At 63.4% G+C, this 21,586-nt stretch carries 19 protein-coding genes; 17 read left to right on the forward strand and 2 right to left on the reverse strand.

Annotation, left to right across the window (positions count from 1 at the left end):
* Positions 1–222: 222 nt before the first annotated feature.
* From AC27VQ_RS07890 to hisN, 10 genes are all read left to right on the forward strand, one after another.
* Positions 223–1,692, forward strand: coding sequence for an amidase (locus tag AC27VQ_RS07890; protein WP_488715832.1), 1,470 nt, complete (start codon positions 223–225; stop codon positions 1,690–1,692).
* Positions 1,665–3,230, forward strand: a complete 1,566-nt coding sequence (locus tag AC27VQ_RS07895) for an ABC transporter substrate-binding protein (RefSeq protein WP_488715833.1) — start codon at positions 1,665–1,667, stop codon at positions 3,228–3,230. Before AC27VQ_RS07890 ends, AC27VQ_RS07895 begins: the two co-directional genes overlap by 28 nt.
* A 63-nt stretch (positions 3,231–3,293) precedes the next feature.
* Positions 3,294–4,274 (forward strand): ABC transporter permease, encoded by a 981-nt coding sequence (locus AC27VQ_RS07900; protein WP_313524622.1) that lies wholly within the window; start codon positions 3,294–3,296, stop codon positions 4,272–4,274.
* Positions 4,275–4,284: 10 nt separating this feature from the next.
* On the forward strand, positions 4,285–5,193 hold the full coding sequence (locus AC27VQ_RS07905; protein ID WP_488715875.1) for an ABC transporter permease: 909 nt from the start codon (positions 4,285–4,287) through the stop codon (positions 5,191–5,193).
* Positions 5,193–7,016: a dipeptide ABC transporter ATP-binding protein gene (locus AC27VQ_RS07910; protein ID WP_488715834.1), complete on the forward strand. Its 1,824-nt coding sequence runs from the start codon at positions 5,193–5,195 to the stop codon at positions 7,014–7,016. The genes AC27VQ_RS07905 and AC27VQ_RS07910 overlap by 1 nt, the downstream gene beginning before the upstream one ends.
* Positions 7,006–7,764 (forward strand): DeoR/GlpR family DNA-binding transcription regulator, encoded by a 759-nt coding sequence (locus tag AC27VQ_RS07915; RefSeq protein ID WP_488715835.1) that lies wholly within the window; start codon positions 7,006–7,008, stop codon positions 7,762–7,764. Before AC27VQ_RS07910 ends, AC27VQ_RS07915 begins: the two co-directional genes overlap by 11 nt.
* The gene (locus tag AC27VQ_RS07920; RefSeq protein WP_488715836.1) at positions 7,757–9,025 is read left to right on the forward strand and encodes a Zn-dependent hydrolase; all 1,269 of its coding nucleotides are present in this window, start codon (positions 7,757–7,759) and stop codon (positions 9,023–9,025) included. Before AC27VQ_RS07915 ends, AC27VQ_RS07920 begins: the two co-directional genes overlap by 8 nt.
* On the forward strand, positions 9,012–9,941 hold the full coding sequence (locus AC27VQ_RS07925; protein WP_488715837.1) for a phosphotransferase family protein: 930 nt from the start codon (positions 9,012–9,014) through the stop codon (positions 9,939–9,941). Before AC27VQ_RS07920 ends, AC27VQ_RS07925 begins: the two co-directional genes overlap by 14 nt.
* Positions 9,942–9,952: 11 nt before the next feature.
* A complete protein-coding gene (locus tag AC27VQ_RS07930; RefSeq protein WP_488715838.1) occupies positions 9,953–10,891 on the forward strand; it encodes a phosphotransferase in 939 nt (312 codons plus the stop codon).
* Positions 10,892–10,904: 13 nt separating this feature from the next.
* Positions 10,905–11,678, forward strand: coding sequence for a histidinol-phosphatase (gene hisN / locus AC27VQ_RS07935; protein WP_488715839.1), 774 nt, complete (start codon positions 10,905–10,907; stop codon positions 11,676–11,678).
* A gap of 449 nt (positions 11,679–12,127) precedes the next feature.
* Here hisN and AC27VQ_RS07940 read toward each other — a convergent pair whose 3' ends face one another.
* Positions 12,128–13,081 (reverse strand): LysR family transcriptional regulator, encoded by a 954-nt coding sequence (locus AC27VQ_RS07940; RefSeq protein ID WP_421589923.1) that lies wholly within the window; start codon positions 13,079–13,081, stop codon positions 12,128–12,130.
* A gap of 100 nt (positions 13,082–13,181) precedes the next feature.
* Between AC27VQ_RS07940 and AC27VQ_RS07945 the strand changes: the two genes are divergently transcribed.
* From AC27VQ_RS07945 to AC27VQ_RS07975, 7 genes are read left to right on the forward strand one after another with little or no spacing between them, the layout of a single operon-like run.
* Positions 13,182–14,591 carry an amidase gene (locus AC27VQ_RS07945; protein ID WP_488715840.1) on the forward strand — a complete coding sequence of 470 codons (1,410 nt, stop codon included), beginning with the start codon at positions 13,182–13,184 and terminating at the stop codon, positions 14,589–14,591.
* Positions 14,591–15,439: a branched-chain amino acid ABC transporter permease gene (locus AC27VQ_RS07950; RefSeq protein ID WP_488715841.1), complete on the forward strand. Its 849-nt coding sequence runs from the start codon at positions 14,591–14,593 to the stop codon at positions 15,437–15,439. Before AC27VQ_RS07945 ends, AC27VQ_RS07950 begins: the two co-directional genes overlap by 1 nt.
* Complete coding sequence (locus tag AC27VQ_RS07955) at positions 15,436–16,416, forward strand: branched-chain amino acid ABC transporter permease (protein WP_488715842.1); 981 nt, start codon at positions 15,436–15,438, stop codon at positions 16,414–16,416. The genes AC27VQ_RS07950 and AC27VQ_RS07955 overlap by 4 nt, the downstream gene beginning before the upstream one ends.
* Entirely contained in the window at positions 16,413–17,102 is a 690-nt protein-coding gene (locus AC27VQ_RS07960) for an ATP-binding cassette domain-containing protein (RefSeq protein WP_488715843.1), read from the forward strand. Before AC27VQ_RS07955 ends, AC27VQ_RS07960 begins: the two co-directional genes overlap by 4 nt.
* Positions 17,102–17,797 (forward strand): urea ABC transporter ATP-binding subunit UrtE, encoded by a 696-nt coding sequence (gene urtE / locus AC27VQ_RS07965; RefSeq protein WP_488715844.1) that lies wholly within the window; start codon positions 17,102–17,104, stop codon positions 17,795–17,797. The genes AC27VQ_RS07960 and urtE overlap by 1 nt, the downstream gene beginning before the upstream one ends.
* Before the next feature lie 52 nt (positions 17,798–17,849).
* Positions 17,850–19,019 (forward strand): substrate-binding protein, encoded by a 1,170-nt coding sequence (locus tag AC27VQ_RS07970; RefSeq protein ID WP_421589929.1) that lies wholly within the window; start codon positions 17,850–17,852, stop codon positions 19,017–19,019.
* Positions 19,016–20,284: an amidase gene (locus tag AC27VQ_RS07975; RefSeq protein ID WP_488715845.1), complete on the forward strand. Its 1,269-nt coding sequence runs from the start codon at positions 19,016–19,018 to the stop codon at positions 20,282–20,284. The genes AC27VQ_RS07970 and AC27VQ_RS07975 overlap by 4 nt, the downstream gene beginning before the upstream one ends.
* A 117-nt stretch (positions 20,285–20,401) precedes the next feature.
* Here the strand turns inward: AC27VQ_RS07975 and rsgA are convergent, their stop codons facing one another.
* Entirely contained in the window at positions 20,402–21,424 is a 1,023-nt protein-coding gene (gene rsgA / locus AC27VQ_RS07980; protein ID WP_488715846.1) for a ribosome small subunit-dependent GTPase A, read from the reverse strand.
* Positions 21,425–21,586: the final 162 nt, after the last annotated feature.

Genomic DNA, 21,586 nt, shown 5'->3' on the forward strand with positions numbered 1-21,586 from the left:
CAGCGGGCCGATGGACATAGAAGCGACGTGGGCGAGTTTCGCACTACCGCGTCCAGCCTTCGTTACTGGTAGACCAGTTCAACAAGGTCAGACGACAACAACACGCACGATAATCAGTCCGCATCACATGGTGCGCGCTTCGTTGCGCATTTTGTGGTTTTTTTTGCATATTGACAATTTCAACAAATCCAACATAAATCCACATAACTGGAGATGAAGGTCGTGGATTTTTCGGTTCTTGCACTCAGATCGGCACTTACTAACGGCGGCCTCACGTCCGAGGCGCTTGTGCGCGAAAGCCTTGAGCGCATCCGGCGATTGAACCCGATCGTTAACGCCTTCAGTCAGGTCTATGAAACGGAAGCGTTGGACGAGGCGCGTGCCTGCGACCGGGAGCGGACACAAGGCCGGTTGCGTGGCCCGCTTCATGGCATTCCGATGGGCGTGAAGGATCTTTTCTTCGTCGCTGACAGGCTCTGCCAACGCGGCTCTGCCGCCTACAAGGATTTCGCTCCCAAGGCGACGGCGCCGATTGTCCAGCGGATGATCGATGCCGGATCAATCATGATCGGCAAGACGACGACAACGGAGATGGGGTGGTCCGGCTCCGGATACTCGCAATTCTATGGGCCGACGCGCAACCCTTGGAGCCCGGAACTGACGAGTGGCGGCTCGAGTTCCGGTTCCGGTGCGGCGCTTGCTGCGCGCATGGTCCCCTTCACGCTGGGGTCCGATGGCGGCGGCTCCGTGCGCATCCCGGCGGCCTTTTGCGGCGTTTTCGCCATGAAGGGTTCGCTGGGGCGCGTACCGGCCTGGCCGTGGAGTGCCACGGAAATGCTGTCTCATGCCGGTCCGATGAGCCTTTCGGCCAAGGACAGTGCCGTCCTGTTCAACGTCGTCAAGGGACCGGATCCGCGCGACCATCAGGCGCTGCCCGATGACGGCGCCGATTATACCGTGCCACAATCTCTCGGTTCGTTGCACATCGGCTTCGCGCCGAGCCTGTTCGGCTTTTCGGTCACGCCTGAAATCGACCGGGTGGTGCGGCAAGCCGTTGCGACGCTTTCGGCGGCGCTTGGTGTTGATATCCACACGGTCGTTCCGGACTGGCAGGATCCGATCCGGATTTTCGAAACGCTCTGGGTCGCTGGCCGTGGCGTCGCCTATGGTGCGCAGGCGGATCTCTCGGCTTTCGGCAGCGGTTTCCGCGGTCTCGTCGAAGCTTCGGCACGCTACAATCTCGCCGACTATCTCTGGGCGGCCAAGGCGCGCGCGGAATTCGCCGGCAGCGTCCACGCACTTTTCGAGGATATCGACCTGCTGCTTCTGCCCACCGTGCCGGTCGAGCCTTTCGCCGCCGACCGCGAGGCACCGGAAGGGTTCACGTCGCCGTCCGAGGTGCTGGCCTGGACCGGTTGGACACCCTTCACCTATCCGTTCAACCTGTCCGGCAATCCTGCGGCCTCGCTGCCCTGCGGATTGACGGTGAATGGCCTGCCGGTCGGCCTTCAGGTCGTTGGCCGGCGGCATGCCGATGCGCTTGTCATGGCGTTTTGCCAGCAGGCCGAAGATCACCTTTTCCAAAATAAAATACCTCCGCTTGTCGTTGCTGGCGACAAAGCGGGGTGGGGAACACCCAGCAATCCAACTGCGGAGAAATCGTCATGCAATTCAACAGGAGAGCATTCCTAAAGAGTTCCGCGCTCGCTGGCGTCGCCGTCGGCCTTCCGGTCCTCAACACTGCCTTTTTCGTCAATCCGGCGCATGCCGCCGAGGGCAAGGTCCTCAATTTCATGTCGGCGGAGAACCTGACCGGCAACTGGGATCCGTCCTCGCACACCACGCTCGCCCAGATCAATCTGGAGAGCTTCGTCTTCGGCTATCTCACCCGTGCGCCGATGCGGCCTGACAAGCCGGACGAGCTGGTGATGGAACTGGCGACCGACATGAAGCTCGTCGACGAGCACACGCTCGAATTCACGCTGCGCGAGGGGGTGACCTTCCACGACGGCAAGCCTTTCACCGCCGAAGACGTGAAGGCGACTTTCGAATATGCCAGCCAGCCCGACCGGCCGGCAGCCTGGTATCCCGGCGCCTGCGAGGTCGAGGTGGTGAGCGATCATGTCGCCCGCATCAAGACCGACAAGGGCGGTTACCCGGCGAGCCTCTTCTGGTTCCTCTCCGCCTTCCTGCCGATCATGTCGGCAAAGGATGTCGCCGATCCGAAGACGCTGTCCTCCCGTCCGAACGGCACGGGTGCCTTCAAATTTGCCCGCCAGGACGGCAATACCACGGTGCTTGAAGCCTTCGACGGCTTCTATCTCGGCAAACCGGCCATTCCCGGCATCAATTTCAGCTTCGTCGGCGATGCGACCACGCGCACGCTGGCACTGCTCAACGGGGAGGCGGATCTCATCGAACGTCTCGAGGCCGAGCAGGTCCAGACCATTGAGGAAACCGGCGGCTACAAGCTGAACAAGGCGGTTTCCGTCGAGAACAAATATCTCTGGTTCCGCTGCTCCAAACCGCCCTTCAACGATCCGCGCGTGCGCAAAGCGGCCGCCCATGCCATCGACCGCGCCGTGTTGCTCGATATCCTCGGTGTTTCCGGCCACGCCTCCAAAGCCTGGATTTCGCCGGTCAAGTTCGGCTACGTCGATACGCCGAACTATCCGGAATACAATCCGGAGGAAAGCCAGCGGCTTCTGGCCGAGGCGGGCTTCCCGAAGGGTGAGGGCCTGCCGGAACTCGAATACATCACCTCGGTCGGCTTCTATCCGAAGACCAAGGAGTATGGCGAGGTCATCACGGCCATGCTGCAGGAGCAGGGCTTCCCGGTGAAGCTCAATGTCATGGAAGTGGCGGCCTGGAACGAGCGGCTCTACGACCGTCCGGGCGGAGGACCGGGGCACATGATCGACTGCGGCTGGTCGACGGGCTCGCCGGAACCGGACCTCGTGCTGCGCACCCATTTCCATTCGATCTCGAAGCGCATCTGCGGCATCGACGACAAGGATCTCGACGCGGTGCTCGACAAGGAGCGCAACACGCTGGATCCTGCCGAACGCAAGGCGGTGATCCAGAACGAGGTGATGCCGATGCTGGCCGACAAGGTGCCGGCGCTGTCGCTTTTCACCTCGGTCTTCATCCACGCCATGCGCGAGGGTCTGGACGGCATGTACTTCTATCCGAACGGCATGATGGACGCGAACAAAGCGACCCTCGCCTGATGGCAAGCGGCGGCCGTCCCTGAGGGGCGGCCGCTCCATACCGATCAGTGCAAGGGGAGACGCATGTTCGTCCTATCGTTCCTGGTGAGACGCGTCCTGCAGGGAGCGCTCATCATTCTGCTCGTGACCTTCATCATCTTCACGCTCCTGCGCGTGGTGCCGGGCGATCCCGCGCGCCTCATCGTCGGCGGCATGGCGCCGGACGAGGTGGTGGCGATGAAGGCCAAGGAGCTCGGCCTCGACCGACCCATTCCGGTCCAGTTCGTGTCCTATCTCGGCGATCTCGTGACCGGCGATCTGGGCACGTCCTTCGTGCGACCGAAGAGCGGGGCAAGCCTCGGCGGTGCATCCTTCGATGATGCCACTCGTGAGGAGCGGGCCAAGGTGCTGGATCTTATCCTCGCCACATTGCCGATGACGCTTCAGCTGGCCGCCGTCGCCCTTGCTTTGGCTCTGCTGGTAGCTGTGCCGCTCGGTACGCTCGGCGGACTCTATCCGGGAAAGTGGCCGGACAAGCTGGCGCTTGCCATCGGCTCCATCTGCGTATCGACGCCGAATTTCTGGCTCGGCATCGTCCTGACACTGTTTCTGTCGGTGAAACTGAAATTGCTGCCGGCCATTGGCTATCGCGGCTTCAGCTATACGATCCTGCCGGCGATCGTGCTGGCCGTCGAGATCGTGCCGTTCATCCTGCGCACGCTCACCGTTTCGGTGGCGCAGGTGATGCGCGAGGATTTCATCCAGCTGGCGCCGATCCGCGGCCTTACCCGCAGCCGCACGATCTTCTCCCATGCGCTCGGCAATTCGGCGATCCCGCTCATCAACCTGCTCGGCGTCCAGCTCGGCATGCTGCTCGGTGGTGTCCTCGTGATCGAGTTCATCTTCGACTATCCCGGTCTTGGCCTCCTGACGATCAACGCCGTGCTGCAACGCGATTTCCCGCTCATCCAGGGCATCGCCATCTTCATTTCCGTGATGTTCGTGATGATCAACGTCCTCGTCGACCTCATCGCGATGACCATCGATCCGAGACTGGAGTATTGACGTGGCCGATATCGCTCATGAGACCGTTGCCGCGCGTCCGGCGGTAAAACGGGGTGTCACCCCCACCCGGCGCATGCTTCAGATCGCGGCCGCACGCACGGATTTCCGCATAGGCCTGATCGGTTTCGGCCTGCTCGTCGGGTTGGCGATCTTCCTGCCGCTGATAAGCTCGATCGACCCGATCAAGATCGCCTACGGTTCCAAGCTCCTGCCGCCGTTTCCGGCAGAGGGCTGGAAGTGGCCTTACCTTCTCGGGACTGACCAGCTCGGCCGCGACGTGCTGATGCGCTGTCTGGTGGGCTTACGTTATTCGCTGCTGATCGGTATCACCACCGTTGTCCTGATGTTCGTCGTCGGCTGCAGCTTGGGCCTCTATGCCGGGTTCCGCGGCGGCTGGGTGGATGCCGTCATCATGCGGCTCACCGACGCGCAGCTCTCGATCCCGATGATCATTCTCGCCATCACCATTCTCGGCGTTTCCCGCCCGACGGTGCCGGCGATCATCCTCGTGCTCGGCCTTTCCGGCTGGCCGCTCTATGCTCGCGTCGCCCGCTCCGTGGCGCTCGGCGAGCGAAGCCGCGGCTATGTTCTGGGCGAGCGGGTGCTTGGGGCTTCGGATTTGCGTATCATGCTGCTCTTCGTGACGCCCGTCGTTCTGCCGCCGATCGCCTTCGTCGCGGTGCTCGACATCGCCCGCATGATGATCTTCGAATCCATTCTCGGTTTTTTGGGCCTGGGCGTGCAGCCGCCCACGCCGACCTTCGGCAATGTCATCGCCGATGCGCGGAAGTACCTTCTGAATGCCTGGTGGATCGCCACCATGCCCGGCGTCTTTATGCTGGTTTCGCTGACCTGCCTCAACCTGATGGGGTCGGCGCTGGAGCGCGCGCGCAATGCGGTTCTGCGAGGAGAAGCGTAATGCCCGGTCCCATTCTCGCCGTCTCCAATCTCAGTGTCGACCTCGATCGGGAAGGCCGCAACCGGCGCATTGTCGATGATGTCAGCTTTTCTCTGGCGCCCGGCGAAGTGCTTGGCCTTGTCGGCGAGGCCGGATCCGGCAAGTCGGTGCTGGCTCGTGCGCTGGTGCGCGCTGTGACGACACCCCTGGAGATCGCGGCCGGCAAGGTTGTCTTCGAGGATAAGGACGTCCTGGCGCTGCCGCCGCGCGCGCTCTCCGCCATCCGCGGCAACCGCATTGGCTTCATCGGAGCCAATCCGATGGGCTCGCTCGATCCGCGCTTGCCCATCGGCCAGCAGATTGTCGAGAAACTACGCTGCGTGCGACCGGAAATCGGTCGGGCCGAGGCGCGCGAGAAGGTGCTGGACCTGCTTGCTCGTGTGCACATTCCGTCGCCGGTTGCTCGCTTCCACGAGGCGCCGTTCCAGTTCTCGGGCGGCATGATGCAGCGCGTGATGATCGTCGATGCGCTCGTTTCCGATCCCTCGCTGGTGATCGCCGACAATATCACCCAGCCGCTCGACGTGACGGTGGCCGCCCAGATCATCCGTCTCATCGACGGCTTGCGGCAGAGCCTCGACACTGCCTTTCTCTTCATCTCGTCGTCGCTGCCGGTGGTGGCGCAGATCGCCGAGCGTACGCTCGTCATGCAGCGCGGCCGTATCGTGGAGGAAGGCCGCACGGTGGAGCTCGCAGCAACTCCCCAGCAGTCGTATACGCGCGCGCTGATCTCACGCATCCCGTCGATCTGGAAGAATGTGGCGGCCCCGCCGGCGCGAGAGGGCGAGGCGGTGCTGACCGTCGACAACGTCATGCGCTCCTACCTTGTGCGCCGCCGTGGTTCCTTCAACGCCTATAACGAGGTGAAGGCGGTGCGCGACGTCTCCTTCACCGTGAAGGCCGGCGAGAATTTCGGCATCGTCGGCGAAAGCGGTTGCGGGAAATCCACCCTGACCCGCCTTCTCGCCTGGCTGGAGCGGCCGGATGGCGGCCGCATTGCTTTTCTCGGCAAGGACCTCTCTCATCTTTCCGCTCGCTCGCTGACCGAAATGCGCCGGTCTTTCCAGCTGCTTTTGCAGGATCCCTATGGGTCGCTGCCGTCGGGCATGCCGCTCCAGCGCATGATCGAGGAGCCGTTGCTCATTCACGGTGTCGACCGGGCGGAGGCGTCGCGGCGAGCACAGGAGGCGATGGCCGAGGTGGGGCTCGACATGGAGCTCGCCGATCGTCTGCCGGTGGGCCTGAGCGCCGGCCAGCGCCAGCGTATCAACATCGCCCGCGCGCTGGTGTTGAAGCCGCGCCTGCTCATCCTCGACGAGACGCTGTCGGCGCTCGACCAGGTGGAGCAGGCGGAGCTTCTGGATCTCTTCAACCGGCTGCAGGCAACACACGGATTTTCCTATGTGTTCATTTCGCACGACCTCGCACTCGTGCGCCGGATGTGCCACCGTATCGCCGTCATGTATCTCGGGCGCATCGTGGAGTTGGCCGACAACAGCACGCTTTTCGAAAAGCCGCACCACCCCTATACACGGGCGCTGCTGAGCGCCATGCCGACGCTGGAGGATAACCGTTTTCCGCGTGTTCGATACCTGCTCGACGGCGAGCCGCCGAGCCCGATCGACTTGCCGCTTGGCTGTTCGTTCCGCTCGCGCTGTCCGCGTGCGCAGGGCGACTGCCAGAAAACCGACCCGCCGCTGCTGGCTCTTGCCGGGGGCAACTACGCCGCCTGCCTGCATCGGCACGAGGCGCTGCATGAGGAGGAAGCCGTTCATGTCGAGTGAGATCCGCAAGGAGGTCATCCTGGAGCGCCTGGACCGCGATCAGCGTGTCAGTGTGCTCGAGCTTTCGGCTGAATTCGGCGTTTCCGGGGAAACGATCCGGCGCGATCTGAAGGATCTCGAGGCCGAAGGAGCCGTGCGGCGCGTGCATGGCGGCGCCATCCCGGCAGGCCGTACCGCCGATACGCCGATCACCGAACGCATCAAGCTGAACGCGCTGGAAAAAGACGGTGTGGCGAGCCTTGCGCGCGATCTCATCATCGATGACTGCGTCATCTTCCTCGACACCGGCACGACGACGCTGGCGCTCGCCCGCCGGCTCGTCGGCTTCAAGAAACTCAGGCTCTACACGAATTCTCTGCGCATCGCGCAGGCGGCCTGCGAGCATTTTGGCGTTCAGGTGCTGATGACGCCGGGGCATCTGCGCCCGGTGGAGCAGGATCTCGTCGGCTATGACACCATCGCCTACATCCAGCAGTTCCATTTCGACATGGTCTTCATGGGCGCGGCGGCGGTGAATGCCGATTATGGCTTCATGGACTTCGAAGAGGACGAGGCGCGCATCCGTCAGGTGCTGCTGAAGCAGACATCGCGAAGCGTGATGCTCGCCGACCATTCCAAATTCGGCAAGGTCGGCAATGTCATCACCGCGCCTTTCAGCCGGGTTCATACGCTGGTAACGGACCGCCGCCTGCCGGATGCTCTCATGTCCGCCGTTCAGGCCGAGGATATGGAGATCATCCATGGATAGCGCGACGGTGACGGCCGGCTCCAATGTGATCGAGATTTTCGACCGGATGTCGGCGATTGGCGCGCATCCGGGGCAGGGGATCACACGGCTGGCGGCGAGCGCGGAAGATGGCGCGGCGCGTGGCCTTTTCGCTGACTGGATGGCCAAAGGTGGCGCCCGCATTGCGACCGATGCGATCGGCAACCAGTTCGCCTGCTTCGATTGGGCGGGGGAAGGAGCCGGCTGGATTTTCGCCGGGTCGCATCTCGACAGCCAGCCGCGCGGCGGGCGTTTCGATGGCACGCTTGGCGTTCTTGCGGCCGGCTGCGCGGCGCTCGATATCGATGCGCGGGTTCGCACCGGCGGTTTTCGGCCACGCCGGAATCTCGCTGTCGTCAACTGGACGAATGAAGAGGGCGCGCGCTTCCAGCCGAGCCTCACCGGCAGCGCGGTCTTTTCAGGCGCCTTGCCGCTGGAAGAAGCGCTCGCTCTCGGGGACGGAGCTGGCGTGGCGTTGCGCGATGCGCTTGGTGCCATCGGTGTGACCGGTGAAACGGGCAAAGTACCGCCGCGTCCCGACGCCTATGTCGAATTGCATGTCGAGCAAGGCCGTATCCTGACGGAGGCCGTGCGGCGTATCGGCGTGGTCGAGGGAACCTGGGCCGCGCGCAAGATCACCGCAGCCTGGATCGGCCGTGCGGCTCATACGGGGCCGACCCCGATGGCGGATCGGCGCGATGCCCTTCTTGCCGCAGCCCAGGGCATCACGGCCTTCGAGGCCCTTGTCGCTGCGCATTATCCCCATCTCCATCGCTCGGCGGCGCGCCTCGTCATCGAGCCGAATTCGCCGAATGTCGTGGTCGAGCGCGCAATGGTCTGGTTCGAACTACGCGGTCTCGATGTTGCCGAACTGGGGAATGCGGGGGCAGCAGCAATCGCTGCGTTCGAGAAGGCGGCGCGGGAAACCGGCACGCGATTGGAAATCGCCGCCGACGTGCTGCGCGCGCCTGCCGGCATGGACGATCGTCTGGTGACGCTTGCCGGCGAGACGGCGCGTCGCTGCGGCTTCGAGCCCTTAAGCATGCATTCCGTGGCCGGACACGACGCCGTCGCTTTGCAAAATATGGGCATTCCGTCGGCCCTGATCTTCATTCCGAGCGTCGATGGCGCCGCGCACCATCCTGACGAATTGACACGCCCGGAGGATGTCGAGGCCGGCCTCACGGTTTTGACGGAGATGTTGCGGCGGCTCGCCGAGGGAGAGTTTCATGCAGAACGATGAGGCGATACACTCCGCTCTTGCCGCCGTCGGCCTGTCCGGTGCGGTTCTCTCTGCACCGCTCGCGGGTGTTGTGTCTCCCGTCCATCGAGCCGTCGAGAATATCTGCTGTCTCGCGACGGTGCCTGACCAGCCTCCGGTCTTTATCAAGCACCGGCATGATGACATGGCGGACTTCATCGCGCCGGAGCGCGTCGCCGAAGCCAGCCGGAAGGCTGGAGAAATCAGGATCGCACCACGGTTGCTGCATGCTGATACCGCGCGGGGTGTTCTCGTCTTCGAGGCGCTGGGCGAGGAATGGGCATGGGGTCATGCCGACGTGCTCCGCCGCCCCGCCGTACTCGAAAACCTGCTCGCTGCCAAACGTCGCTTCCAGACCGCAGCGCCGCTAGCGGAGGAGCGTAGCGTATTCGATCTTGTCGCGGTGTATAGAGGGCTTGCCGAAGGGGCTGGCGCCATCCTGCCCGCGCCGGTGGGAACTGTGGCAGCGGCGGTCGGGCGGATTGGTGCCGCAATTGCCGCGGCAGGCGTCGATCGTGTTGCTTGCCATGCCGATGGTGCATCGTCGAATGTCATGGTCGGGCCGGCAAACGCTGTCCGACTGGTCGATTTCGAATGGGCGAGACAGGCGGATCCCGCGCATGATCTCGGAACGGTGCTGGCCGAACTGCTTCCCTTCGATGGCGACGCCTTGCTCGCAATCGAGATCGCTACTGGTCGGCCGGATGCGCGGACCCTTGCCCGTGCGCGGCTCTACGGTGCGGCTGATGATCTGATGTGGGCGCTGTGGGGCTTCATCAGCGCGGCGCGCTCGCCGCGAAAACACGTGGAATTCTTCAAATACGCCGAATGGCGGCTGCTTCGGGCGCGGACCGTGATCGAGGGGCCGCGCTTCGAGACATGGCTGAAACAGGTCTGACGGAGGGGCGAATGCGACGCAGTTTGGGTGAAGGCGTATCTCCGGGCGAGCAGGCGATCGAGGCTGCTATCCTTGCTGTGGCGGACTGGCGGGAGCGCCCGGTTTTCTACGAGTCGGTGCCGGGAGGCATCAGCAATCCGAACTGGCGGGTGCATGTCGAAGGGGCGCCGCACAGTTTCTTCGTCAAGATTCCGGGCGAAGGCACGGAAATGTTCATCGATCGCCGCACGGCCAACGAGGCCGGCCGCAAGGCGCATGCCGCGGGTGTCGGCGCGCGCATCATCGACTTCTTTCCGGAAACGGGTGTGGAGGTCAGCGAGTTCGTCGAGGGGCTGCGCACCTCCACCAATGCCGATTTCCTCGACCCGGTCGTGCGTTTCAATGGTCTGCGCGCCTTGAAGGCGTTCAACGACAGTACACCGCTCTCCCAGCGCAAGACGACATTCGACATGATTGACGAGCATTTCGATCAGGCTCTGGTGCTCGGCGGCGAGTTTCCGGAGGACTTCGGCTGGCTGAACGCACGCTACCGGGAGGCGCGGCAGGCTCTGGAGGCATCCGGTCTCGACCTCGCACCTTGCATGAACGACACGCTCGCCGGAAATTTCCTGCTGCATGCCGATCAGCGGGTCATGCTGGTCGATTTCGAATATGCCTCGACCAATGACCGCGCGGCCGAGCTTGCTTTGTGGTTCAGCGAGATGTGTTTCTCGACGGAGGTGGAGGCGGAGATGATCGAGGAATATTATGGCCGTTTCGATCCGGCGCTTCTTGCGCGTGTCTCCCTGTTCAAGGCGTTGGTCGATCTCAAATGGTCGACCTGGGCCATGGTGCAGAACCGGATCTCCTGTCTCGACTTCGATTTCTTCAAATACGGCTTCTGGAAGCACATGCGGGCGCGCTTCGTGATGAGCGATCCGCGCTGGGCAGAATGGCTGAAGGCGGTTTGAGGAAGGCAATGCAATGATATCAGTTGACTTCATGCACAGGCTCGCCGCGGTGGCGGCGCGCGAGGCTTTGCCGCGGTTCCGGCAGGCCGGTCTGGTTTCCAACAAGCTTGCGGAGGGGTTCGATCCCGTGACGGAAGCTGATCGGGAAACGGAAAACGCGATCCGTGCGCTGACCCGGGCCGAGTTCCCGGATCATGGCATCCTTGGCGAGGAGTTCGGTGCAGAAGGTTCGCAGAAGCGGTTTGTCTGGGTTATCGACACAATCGATGGAACCCGCTCCTTCATTTCCGGGATTCCGCTCTGGTGTACGCGTGTGGGTTTGACGGAACACGGCAATGCCGTCGCCGGCATGATGGTGCAGCCTTTTATCGGCGAGTTGTTCTATGCGGCCGGGCAGGGTTCTCACTACGAAGGGCCGCATGGCGGCAACCGGCTTGCGACGCGAGCAACGAAAGATCTCGCCGATGCCACGCTTTGCACGACCACGCCCGCGATTTTCGATCCGGCCCAGCGGGCTGCTTTCGACCGGCTGGAACAGCGGGTTCGCCTGTCGCGCTACGGCACGGATTGTTACGCCTATTGCATGCTAGCCGCTGGCCAAATCGACCTTGTCGTTGAGGCCGGTCTGCAACCCTATGACATTGTTGCCCTCATTCCGATCATCGAACAGGCCGGCGGTGTGGTGACGGATTGGCGCGGCGGGCCAGCGGAAAGCGGTGGCGCCATTGTCGCGGCAGCGACGGCCGAACTGCATGCACAGACGCTGGCAGCCCTGGCGACGGCTTGACTTCCCCTGCAAAGCGTCCCTTGTCTCTGCGGCTTGGCCGGCGCCACGGGCGCCGGTCTTTTTTTGCTCGCTCGGGCGATGATTGCCGACGTCCTCAATTTCCAACATGCCCCAGGTAAACGAGGAAGCATAGATGGATGCCCGTCGTCACAACGATATCAAAGCAAAGTCCCAGGGGTTCCCAGACTGACCGAAACCGTTTCCGGCAATCATGATGTGAGCATTGCAAGCCCATAAAACACTCCGGTGCGGGGTCGTCAGTTCACATCCTTTTAAGGCGAAGTAAGTGCACGGCTTTGGCAGCTTTGCGCCTCCACTCCGGCCGTTCACGCGGGCCGCAAATTTCTCCAAAGCAGCCGCTCGGCCTGTTTGGGCGTCAAAGCGACGCTCAATGGGAGTTTTCAGACGGTCTACCCCCGTTGCACGAATTCGTTTATCTATCGTTTTCATCAATTCGCCACGAGGCTGTGATATCTATCTGGTAGGGCGACAGCGTAGCGTTCCGGGCCTATTTCCGCAAAGAAATCACGCGCCAGCTCGGTAAAGCGGCGGAGGAAGACCGGCTTTGCGCCTCCGTATCGATCCGCGATCATCAGGCGTGGCGTCGGCAGGATTTCAATCAGGGGCCGGCGTACCAGCCGGTCGCTGTCGGGACTTCCAAGCCCGATTGGGCGCATATTGAGGATCGACATGCCAAAGCCTGATGCCACGGCGGCGCGAACGGTGTCGTAGCCGCGGGTGCGAAACGAGATTCGCGGTCTCTGGCCTGCGAGATCGAAAAGCGTCACGAGATATCCGGAGGTCTGCGGAAGGTCGAGCAGCACCAGGGGGCGCGTCACCAGTTCGGCGAGGTTGAGGCATTCCTTTTGGGCAAGGGGGTCGTCGGCATGAAGCAGGGCGTGCGCCGGCACATGGGCGAGGGTGACCGCATCCGCGGGGAGGCCGGGGCCGATATCGTAGGCGACGATCGCATCGACCATGTTCGTTTCAAGCCAGGTCAAGAGCTGCGGCTGCTCGCCCTCGAAGAGCTGGATTTCCGTATCGTACCCCGCGACGAACCGATGCAGGAGCTCCGGCATGAACAAGGCGCCGAAGGGCTCGAAACAGCCGATCTTCAGGACCGGCGGCATGCCGGACGTGTATTTGTCCATCGTGCGCTCAAATTCTGCCTCGGCGGAGAGCAGGCGCCGGGCTGACGCGATGAAACGCTCACCGGCCGGCGTGAGCGTGACGCCCTTGGAGGGGCGGCGTTCGAAGAGCCCCGAGCCCATCTCGCCTTCCGCCTGGCCCACGGCAGCCAGAATGGATGATTGCGCAATGCGGCAGGCGCGCGCCGCAGCCGATATCGATCCCGTCTCCGCGACAAGCACGAGATAACGAAGCTGGCGAAGGGTCAGGTTCATTCATCCATTCCATGTAGCAATCAGCATCATATTTTGCATTTTATAGAATGCACTGTTTCGGCCATGCTGTCTTCACTGGTTTTCAGGAGGGAAGACGCCGTTGAACAGCAGCCGCCAGTCCATCTCGCCAATCTCCGATGCGCTGGACCTCTGCCGCATGGATGTCGCCGCCCTGATCGCCGCTTTCGGGGCCGGTACGCTTTCGCCGGTGGAGGTCGCCCGCGCGGCCCTTGCCCGGGCCGAGGATGTCCAGCGGCGTTTCAATGCTTTCACCCGCATCGATCATGCGGGCGCGCTGGAGGCGGCCCGGGCGGCCGAAACCCGTTGGCGGGCCGGCGCGGCGCTTTCTGCCATCGATGGCGTGCCCGCCACGCTCAAGGACATCGTGCATGTCGAGGGGTGGTCGGTGCGGTACGGAAGCCGGGCAACCGATGCCGCACCGATGACCAGAGATGCGCCGTCCGTTGCGGGCATGCGTGCGGCCGGGGCCGTCTTCATCGGCCAGACCACGACGCCGGAATTCGGCTGGAAGGCCGTAACCGACAGCCCGGCCTTTGGGATCACGCGTAATCCCTGGAATCCTGAGCGGACGCCCGGCGGTTCCTCCGGTGGCGCGGCTGTTGCGTCTGCGACCGGCGCTGGCGTCCTCCACCTCGGCACGGATGGCGGCGGATCGATCCGGGTGCCGGCGGCCTTCACCGGAACCTTCGGCCTGAAGCCGACCTTCGGCCGTGTCCCGGCCGATCCGCCAAGCGTCTTCGGAACGGTCGCCCATATCGGTCCGATGACCCGCAGCCCGGCGGATGCGCGGGCGATGCTGTCCGCCATGGCGGGACGAAACCTGCGGGACTGGAGCCAGCCCTGGGGCGAGATGCCCTCGCTCGATCCCCGGCCCTTCGACTGGAAGGGGCGAAAAGTCGCTCTTTGGATGACGCCGCCGACGGGATCGCTGGATTCCGCCATTGAACGGGTTGTCCTGGATTCGATCCGGCAGATCGAAGCTGCAGGCGCAATCGTCGAGCCGGTTCGGCTGCCAGGCGACGACCTGCACGAGATGTTCCACGCGCACTGGATGACGGGCGCGGCAAGCCGCCTCGCCCAAATCCCGGCCGACATGCATGGGGACCTCGATCCCGGCTTCCTCGAGGCCGCGGCGGAAGGATCGCGCTTAAGCCTGATCGACTACATCTCCGCCCAGCAGGCTCGCGCCCGCTTTGGTGCGGCGATGGACCGTCTGCTCGCAGATTATGATCTGCTTCTTTCCCCCACCACCGCCTGCCTGCCCTTTGCGGCCGGGCGGGAGGTGCCGGAGGGTTCCGGCCTGTCGCGGTGGACCGAATGGGCAGGTTTCAGCTACCCGATCAACCTGTCGCAGCAGCCGGCCTGCACTCTTTCCTGCGGAATGGCGGAAGGACTGCCGATCGGCTTGCAGATCGTCGGCCCACGCGGTGGAGACGGCTTCGTGCTCGATGCCGCCGAGGCGGCCTGCCGCTTGATGGGAGGACTGTGATGCCGGATATCATCTCACTTTCCCTCAATGCGCTGACGCTCATGAGCATCCTGATGCTCGTCGCCTTGGGACTTGCGATCATCTACGGCCTGATGGGCATCATCAATCTCAGCCACGGCGAGTTCGTGACCATCGGGGCCTATACGCTGTTCACGGTACAGGCGGCCGGCGGCTCTTTCTGGCTGGCGCTCATCGTTGCGCCGGTTGTCGGCTATCTTCTCGGCACGGTCCTTGAGGTTACGGTGATCCGGCGCCTCTACGATAGGCCCATCTCCACCATTCTCGCCACCTGGGGGCTGAGCCTCATCCTGCAGCAGGCGATCATCCTGATCTATGGCGCCGCACCCCGGCCGGTGACCGCGCCGTTCGAGGCCTCGGTGCAAATACTCGGCACCACCTATCCGGCCTACCGGCTCTTCCTCATCGTCTTCGCCTTTGCGGTCATGGCGGGCTGTGTGCTGGCCTTCCGGAAGACCCCCTTCGGCCTTGATGTCCGCGCGGTGATCCAGAATGCGGGCATGGCGCGGGCGCTTGGCGTGAATGCCGAGAGGGTCTATCGCCGAGCCTTTGCAAGCGGAGCGGCGCTTGCGGCCCTTGCCGGCGTTCTCATCGCCCCGCTCGTCGCGGTGACGGCGCTGATGGGCGTCAATTATCTTGCACGGTCCTTCTTCGTCGTCCTTGTCGGTGGCGCGGGCTCCATCCCCGGCGTCGTCGCCGGGTCGGCCTTCGTGGGAGGGCTGGAATCGCTGCTTTCCACCACCGTACCGATCACCGTGGCGCAGGCCAGCGTGCTGATCCTTGCGGTCGTCATCGTGCGGTTCCGTCCGCAGGGGCTGGTGCCGGCATGACACAACGCGACAAGACCTGGCTTTTCATCACCTTCACCATCATGGCGGCGCTCGCGGCCTACCCGGCATTCGGTTCGTTTTCCGGGGTCTCCGGCCTTCGCGACATCCTGCTTTTCGCGCTCTTTGCCGTCTCGCTCGATCTTTTCTGGGGGCGTACCGGCGTCCTCTCCTTCGGCCACGCCACCTTCTTCGGTGCGGGCGCGTACGGTATGGCGATAATGACGATCCACGTGGCGCCAGGTGCGGCCTGGGGCAGTCTTGCGGGGCTTGCCTTCGGCGTCGGCCTTGCCGGCATGATCGCGCTCGCCGTCGGCTATTTCGTCATCTTCGGCGGGGTGCGCGGAGCCTATTTCACCATCGTCACGCTGGCCTTGACCCTGATCGCACAGCAGATCGCCATCGGCTGGTCCTCCATCACCGGCGGCGATGCCGGTCTGATCGGCGTGCCACCGCTCACCATCGGCATCCCGATCACCGGCAAGGTCTTCTACTATCTCGTGGTTGCCGTGCTGTTCGGTATCGTGCTTACCCTTTGGGCGGGGCTGCGCGGCCGGAGGGGGCTCGTTCTGAGAGCAATCGAGGATGACGAGCGCAAGGCCCAGACGCTTGGCTACAACACGTCGCTTCACCTGCTCGTGGTCTTCGTCCTGTCTGGGCTGATCGCGGGGCTTGCAGGCGCGCTCTATGTCACGGGAACCGGCTTCGTCGCTCCGGACATGATCGCCCTTCTTCTCTCGACCGAGGTCATCATGTGGGTCGCGGTCGGCGGTCGCGGTTCCCTCATCGGCGCCGTCGCGGGAACGATGATCGTCTGGCGGCTGCAGCAGGAGGTCTCCACGCTCAGCGCGTCGGCCTGGCCGCTGTTCATCGGCGCGTTCTTCCTCGCCATGGTGTTCTTCTTCCCCGATGGCCTGCCCGCTGCCGCGCAGAAACTCTGGACGCGCTGGAAGACAATGAAGGAAGGGAGGGCGGCATGATGGTCGGCGGAGAATTGCGCACCGAAGGTCTCGGCCGCCACTTCGGCGGGCTGGTCGCAGTCGAGGGTGTCAGCGTAACCTTTGCCGCAGGAGAGGTCTCCTGCGTGATCGGACCCAACGGAGCCGGAAAATCCACCCTGCTCAACATGATCTGCGGTGCGATCGCGCCGAGTTCCGGCTGCATCCTGTTCGAGGGCAAGCCGATCGATCGGCTCTCGCGCCATGCGATCGCCCGCGCCGGCATCGCCCGCAAGTTCCAGGTTCCGTCGGTCTTTGGTTCTTTGACGGTCGCGGAAAACCTGGCTGTGGCTGGCGGTGGCGACACGGAAGAAGTGATGGCGCGCACCGGGCTTGCCGCCGAGCGCGATATCCGCGCCGAGGTGCTGGCCCACGGCAAGAAGCAATGGCTGGAAATCGCCATGGGGCTGATCCGCAAGCCGCGCCTGCTGCTGCTCGACGAGCCGACGGCGGGTCTTTCGCCGGAGGAGACCCAGGCCGTGGCCGACCTCCTCCTGTCGCTTCGCGGCACATGCACGGTGGTGGTGATCGACCATGACATGCATTTCGTGCGGGCGCTTTCCGCCCGGACCGTGGTGATGCATCAGGGCCGGCTCGTCGCGGAAGGCGATTTTGCGACAATCGAGCGCGACCCGATGGTGCGCGATATCTATCTGGGGCGTGCGTGATGCTGGATGTGAACGATCTGCGCGCAGGCTACGGCAGCACCGAGGTTCTGCAAGGTGTCACCCTGTCGGTCCGAAAGGGCGAGGTCGTATCGATCCTCGGCCGCAACGGCGTCGGCAAGACGACCCTGATGAAGGCCTTGATCGGCCTCAACCGGCCCTGGGCGGGACGGGTTGCGCTTAGCGGCAGCGCCGTTGCCGGCTTGCCGCCGGAAAAGATCGCGCGGTCAGGCCTTGCCTATGTGCCACAGGGTCGCGGCATCTTCCACAAGCTCTCGGTGATAGACAACCTGACGATGGGCACGCGTGCCCGCCGGGACCGCAGTGCGACGGTGCCGGCCGAGATCTTCGAGATGTTCCCTATCCTTGCCGAGCGCCGCAACCAGCTGGGCGGCACGCTTTCGGGCGGGCAGCAGCAGCAGCTGGCGCTTGGCCGGGCGCTCGCCGCCGCGCCGGATTTCCTGCTTCTGGACGAGCCGTCCGAGGGTATCCAGCCAAACATCGTTCAGATGATCGGCGATATCCTGCGCAAGCTCGCGGCCGAAAAGGGTCTGGGCGTGCTTCTGGTGGAACAGAACCTCGATCTCGGCCTCTCGGCGGCCGACCGGGTGCTGTTCATGGAGAAGGGGCGCATCGTGCACGAAAGCGCACCGCAGACGCTCGAAGAGGAGACGCTTCACCGGTATCTGGCCATCTGAAGACGCCCGGGTGGCCGGGATTGCATCAAGGCGAACCAAAAGGGGAACTACAATGACGCTTATCACCCGCCGCCGCGCGCTCCAGGGCCTTGCCGGCATCGCCGCCGCCTCGGCGCTCGGCGCACCGTCCATCCTGCGCGCCGCCGACACGATCAAGCTCGGCTTCCTGTCGGGTCTCACCGGCCTTGAAACCATTCTCGGTGAAACGCAGCTCCACTGCTTCGAGCTCGCGGTGGAAGAACTGAACGCGGCCAACGGCATTGGCGGGCGCAAGATCGAATATGTCGTTGAGGACGACCAGACCACCACCCGCGGCGCGATCGAGAAGGCGCGCAAGCTGGTGTTCGAGGACGAAGTCGCCGCGACCATGGGCATGATCGCCTCGCTGGAGCATGTCGCCGCCCGCTCGGTCACCAGCCCGGCGAACCATATCCTGATGTACTCGACCTATTACGAGGGCGGCGTCTGCGACCGGAGCTTCTTCTCGACGGGCCAGGTGCCGAACCAGCAGATCGTGCCGTCGCTCGGCTGGCTGACAAAGAATACCGGCAAGACGGTCTATGTCATCGGTTCCGACTACATCTGGCCGCGCAATTCGGCCGAGGTCATCAAGACGGAGATCGAAAAGCTCGGCGGCAAGCTGCTCGGCGCCGAGTTCGCACCGTTCGGCACGCAGGACTTCGCACCGATCTTCGACCGCGCGCGGGCGGCCAACCCCGATTTTATCTGGATGATGGTGGCGGGCGCGGATGTCATCACGGCCCTGAAGCAATACCAGTCCTTCGGCTTCAAGCAGCAGCTCTTTTCCAATGCGCTGGACGAGCTGTTCTCCTTCGCCCACCCGGAATTGACGGCGGGCGCGCTTTCCAACCAGGCCTATTTCATGAAGCTCGACACGCCGCGCAACAAAATCTTCACCGAGGCCTTCGCCAAGAAATACGGTGCCGACAAGCCGATCAACGCCATTGGCGAGGCGGCCTATGACGGTGTATACCTTTATGCCGCCGCCGTGGAGAAGGCCGGATCGACGGACAGCGAGGCCGTGATCAAGGCGCTGCGCGAGGTGGAGTTCGACGCCCCGCAGGGTAAGGTGAATTTCGCCGCCAACAACTGCCTGCGCGCAAATTCCATCCTCGCCCGCGGCACGCCTGACGGCCATTGGGAAACCGTCGAGAATTTTGGCCAGATCGACCCGGATGTACCCGGATGCACCCTGAATTGAACGACATCCTCACCTCGGGGAAGGCGGCAAGGGCCGCCTTCCTGTCCGGCGCGGCAAGTGCCGAGGAGATCGCCCGGGCGATGCTGGCGTGCATCGTCCGGGAGAATCCCCGGATCAACGCCTATCGCGAGACATTGGAAGCCACGGCGCTCGCCGAGGCTCGCGCTGCCGATGCTGCAAGGGCGGCAGGCCGCGACGCGGGGCCGCTTGCAGGGCTCTGCGTGGCGGTGAAGGAAAACATCGACACGGTGCCGGCGCATGCAAGCGCCGGCATGCGCTTCCTGCGGAACCGGAAAGCATCGGCGGATAGCTGGGTCGCCGCGCGGCTGCGCGTGCTTGGCGCGACGATTGTCGGCACCACGATCAGCGACCCCGGCGCCTTCGGGGTGCGGACCGCCGAGGTGGTGCACCCGGTCGATCCCGGTCTCTCCGTCGGCGGCTCGTCGGGCGGTTCCGCTGCGGCGCTGGCGGCGGGGCTTTGCCATGCGGCAATCGGTACCGATACCGGTGGATCGATTCGCATCCCTGCCGCGCTGTGTGGCGTCGCGGGTTTGAAACCGAGTTTCGGCCGGTGGTCCCTGGCAGGTGTCTGGCCCCTCGTGCCGTCGCTGGATCATGTCGGTCCGATGGCCCGCACGCGTGAGGATCTATCGCTGGTGGCCAACGCGCTTGCGCCCGACCTGTCGCCCAGCCCTGCGGCACGGCATGTCGTCTTCGATCCCGATTGGATTGCGGAATGCGCGCAAGACGTACAGGAAACGTTTGCTCAAACGCTGAAAGCGTTGGAACGCGCCGGCATCACGCTGTCTGAAACCCGCCTCCCTGCGCTCGATCGGGTGAGCGGCGTTCACAGCACGATCTTCTGCGTCGAGACGGCCGCCTTCTACCGCGGCTTCGTCATCCCCGGCGCCGAATTGCCGCGAGAGGGACGGGGGGCCGTCGATCATGCGGAATCGATCGGCATGTCGGCATACCTTGCCGCCTGTCGCGACCGCCAGCAGATGCGGGCGGCGGTCGATTCGATCCTTGAAGAAGGCGTGGCAATCGTGAGTCCCACGACTGCAATGGCCAAGGCACCGAAAGCCGCGGCAACCTTGGATGTCGGTGGAAAGAAGCGGGATTTCACCTATGGACTGGTCCGGCTGACCTGCCTCTTCGACCATACGGGCCATCCCGCCGCGGCCTTGCCGGCACATGGCGGTAGCTTACAGGTCGTCGCCGCCCGAAATGACGACCATGGAACGCTGGCGCTGCCGCTTGTGTAACGGTACGCGCCTGGAGTTAGCGTGTCGATTACGTGACGCCGGTGCCAATGCGGCCGAATTCATGGTGCATTTCTGCGATCGGTTGCCCGTTCGTATCCCGTCAAAGTGTGCCGACCTTCAATATTTCTGCTTTCGAACAATTTTGTTGCCGCGAGGGCCGCTGATGGTCGGTGTTCTATCCCGGTTCTCAAAAACAAGGCTTCGCCACCGTTCAACGCGGTCGGCGGCCAAAGTGCCGCTTTTGACAGAAGCCTGAACTGCGCAGCCCGGTTCATGCACATGGGTACAATCTCGAAATCGGCAACGCGGCGCCAGTTCCACGATGTCGGCAAAAAGCGTGTCGATGCCATCGGTGACATCGCTGACGTAGAGCGTCCTAATTCCAGGCGTATCGATAACCCAACCGCCACCGGGAATGGCATGCAGGGATCGCGCGGTCGTGGTGTGACGGCCTTGCGCATCATGTTCGCGAATACTGCCGGTTTTCTGCTCCGAGCCATAGGCAGGACCGGTCAGCGTGTTCACCAGCGTCGACTTTCCGACCCCGGATGATCCAACAAGGGCGATCGTTTGGCCAGCACCGCACCAGCGACGCAGAAGAAGGCTTACATCGGTGGAGCGTCCATTCAGTGCAATGACAGGCAGGCCACGCTGCAGAGCCTCGGCCTGCGTCTGGAAAAGGCCAACGTCGTCAGCGGTGTCAGCCTTTGTCAGCACGACGACCGGGTTGCTTCCCGCCTGGTTGGCCATGACGAGATAACGTTCCAGCCGGTCAGTGTTGAAATCGGCATTGCACGATGTCACGATCAACAGTGTATCGACGTTGGCAGCAACGAGTTGCTGGCCACGTCCGACCTCCGGACGTCTCTGAAAAACGGTTTTTCGATTGAACCGGCGAACAAACATGTCAGACGACGGATCGGCTAGTACCCAGTCGCCTACCGCAAAATCCGCCGTGTTGGCATTGGCTGAAAGTTCCAGCTCGACTGGCCCTGCAACACCGATTGCCTCGATGCGTGCCCGGTGGACTGATGCGACACGCCGTGGCACGAGGTCTTCCTCGGCAGGCTTGATCTGATCTGCGAAGAAATCAGACCAACCAAGCAACTCCAGGGATGTGGGAAGAGGTGCGTTTGTCAAATTCCGCTTCGCATTCACTGAGGGAGCTTACTGATGGTTTTCACAGGCCTTCTACCTAGCCGCAGTGCCGTTCTCGCTTTGGCAAAGAGTTCGCGTAAGCAGCAGCCTCGCCGGAATAGGGGAAAGGCTCCCCCAAGTGACTGTCGCCGTCGGAAACCTGGA

It is taken from the genome of Shinella sp. 20P9.1.1 (assembly GCF_057798995.1).

Excerpts from the sequence above, each read along its gene's own strand:
- AC27VQ_RS07950 (WP_488715841.1), top strand. The coding sequence starts at position 14,591 with ATGCCGGATATCATCTCACTTTCCCTCAATGCGCTGACGCTCATGAGC.
- AC27VQ_RS07940 (WP_421589923.1), bottom strand. The coding sequence starts at position 13,081 with ATGAACCTGACCCTTCGCCAGCTTCGTTATCTCGTGCTTGTCGCGGAG.
- AC27VQ_RS07925 (WP_488715837.1), top strand. The coding sequence starts at position 9,012 with ATGCAGAACGATGAGGCGATACACTCCGCTCTTGCCGCCGTCGGCCTG.
- hisN (WP_488715839.1), top strand. The coding sequence starts at position 10,905 with ATGATATCAGTTGACTTCATGCACAGGCTCGCCGCGGTGGCGGCGCGC.
- AC27VQ_RS07960 (WP_488715843.1), top strand. The coding sequence starts at position 16,413 with ATGATGGTCGGCGGAGAATTGCGCACCGAAGGTCTCGGCCGCCACTTC.
- AC27VQ_RS07895 (WP_488715833.1), top strand. The coding sequence starts at position 1,665 with ATGCAATTCAACAGGAGAGCATTCCTAAAGAGTTCCGCGCTCGCTGGC.
- AC27VQ_RS07920 (WP_488715836.1), top strand. The coding sequence starts at position 7,757 with ATGGATAGCGCGACGGTGACGGCCGGCTCCAATGTGATCGAGATTTTC.
- AC27VQ_RS07900 (WP_313524622.1), top strand. The coding sequence starts at position 3,294 with ATGTTCGTCCTATCGTTCCTGGTGAGACGCGTCCTGCAGGGAGCGCTC.
- AC27VQ_RS07970 (WP_421589929.1), top strand. The coding sequence starts at position 17,850 with ATGACGCTTATCACCCGCCGCCGCGCGCTCCAGGGCCTTGCCGGCATC.
- AC27VQ_RS07930 (WP_488715838.1), top strand. The coding sequence starts at position 9,953 with ATGCGACGCAGTTTGGGTGAAGGCGTATCTCCGGGCGAGCAGGCGATC.
- AC27VQ_RS07910 (WP_488715834.1), top strand. The coding sequence starts at position 5,193 with ATGCCCGGTCCCATTCTCGCCGTCTCCAATCTCAGTGTCGACCTCGAT.
- AC27VQ_RS07955 (WP_488715842.1), top strand. The coding sequence starts at position 15,436 with ATGACACAACGCGACAAGACCTGGCTTTTCATCACCTTCACCATCATG.
- AC27VQ_RS07915 (WP_488715835.1), top strand. The coding sequence starts at position 7,006 with ATGTCGAGTGAGATCCGCAAGGAGGTCATCCTGGAGCGCCTGGACCGC.
- urtE (WP_488715844.1), top strand. The coding sequence starts at position 17,102 with ATGCTGGATGTGAACGATCTGCGCGCAGGCTACGGCAGCACCGAGGTT.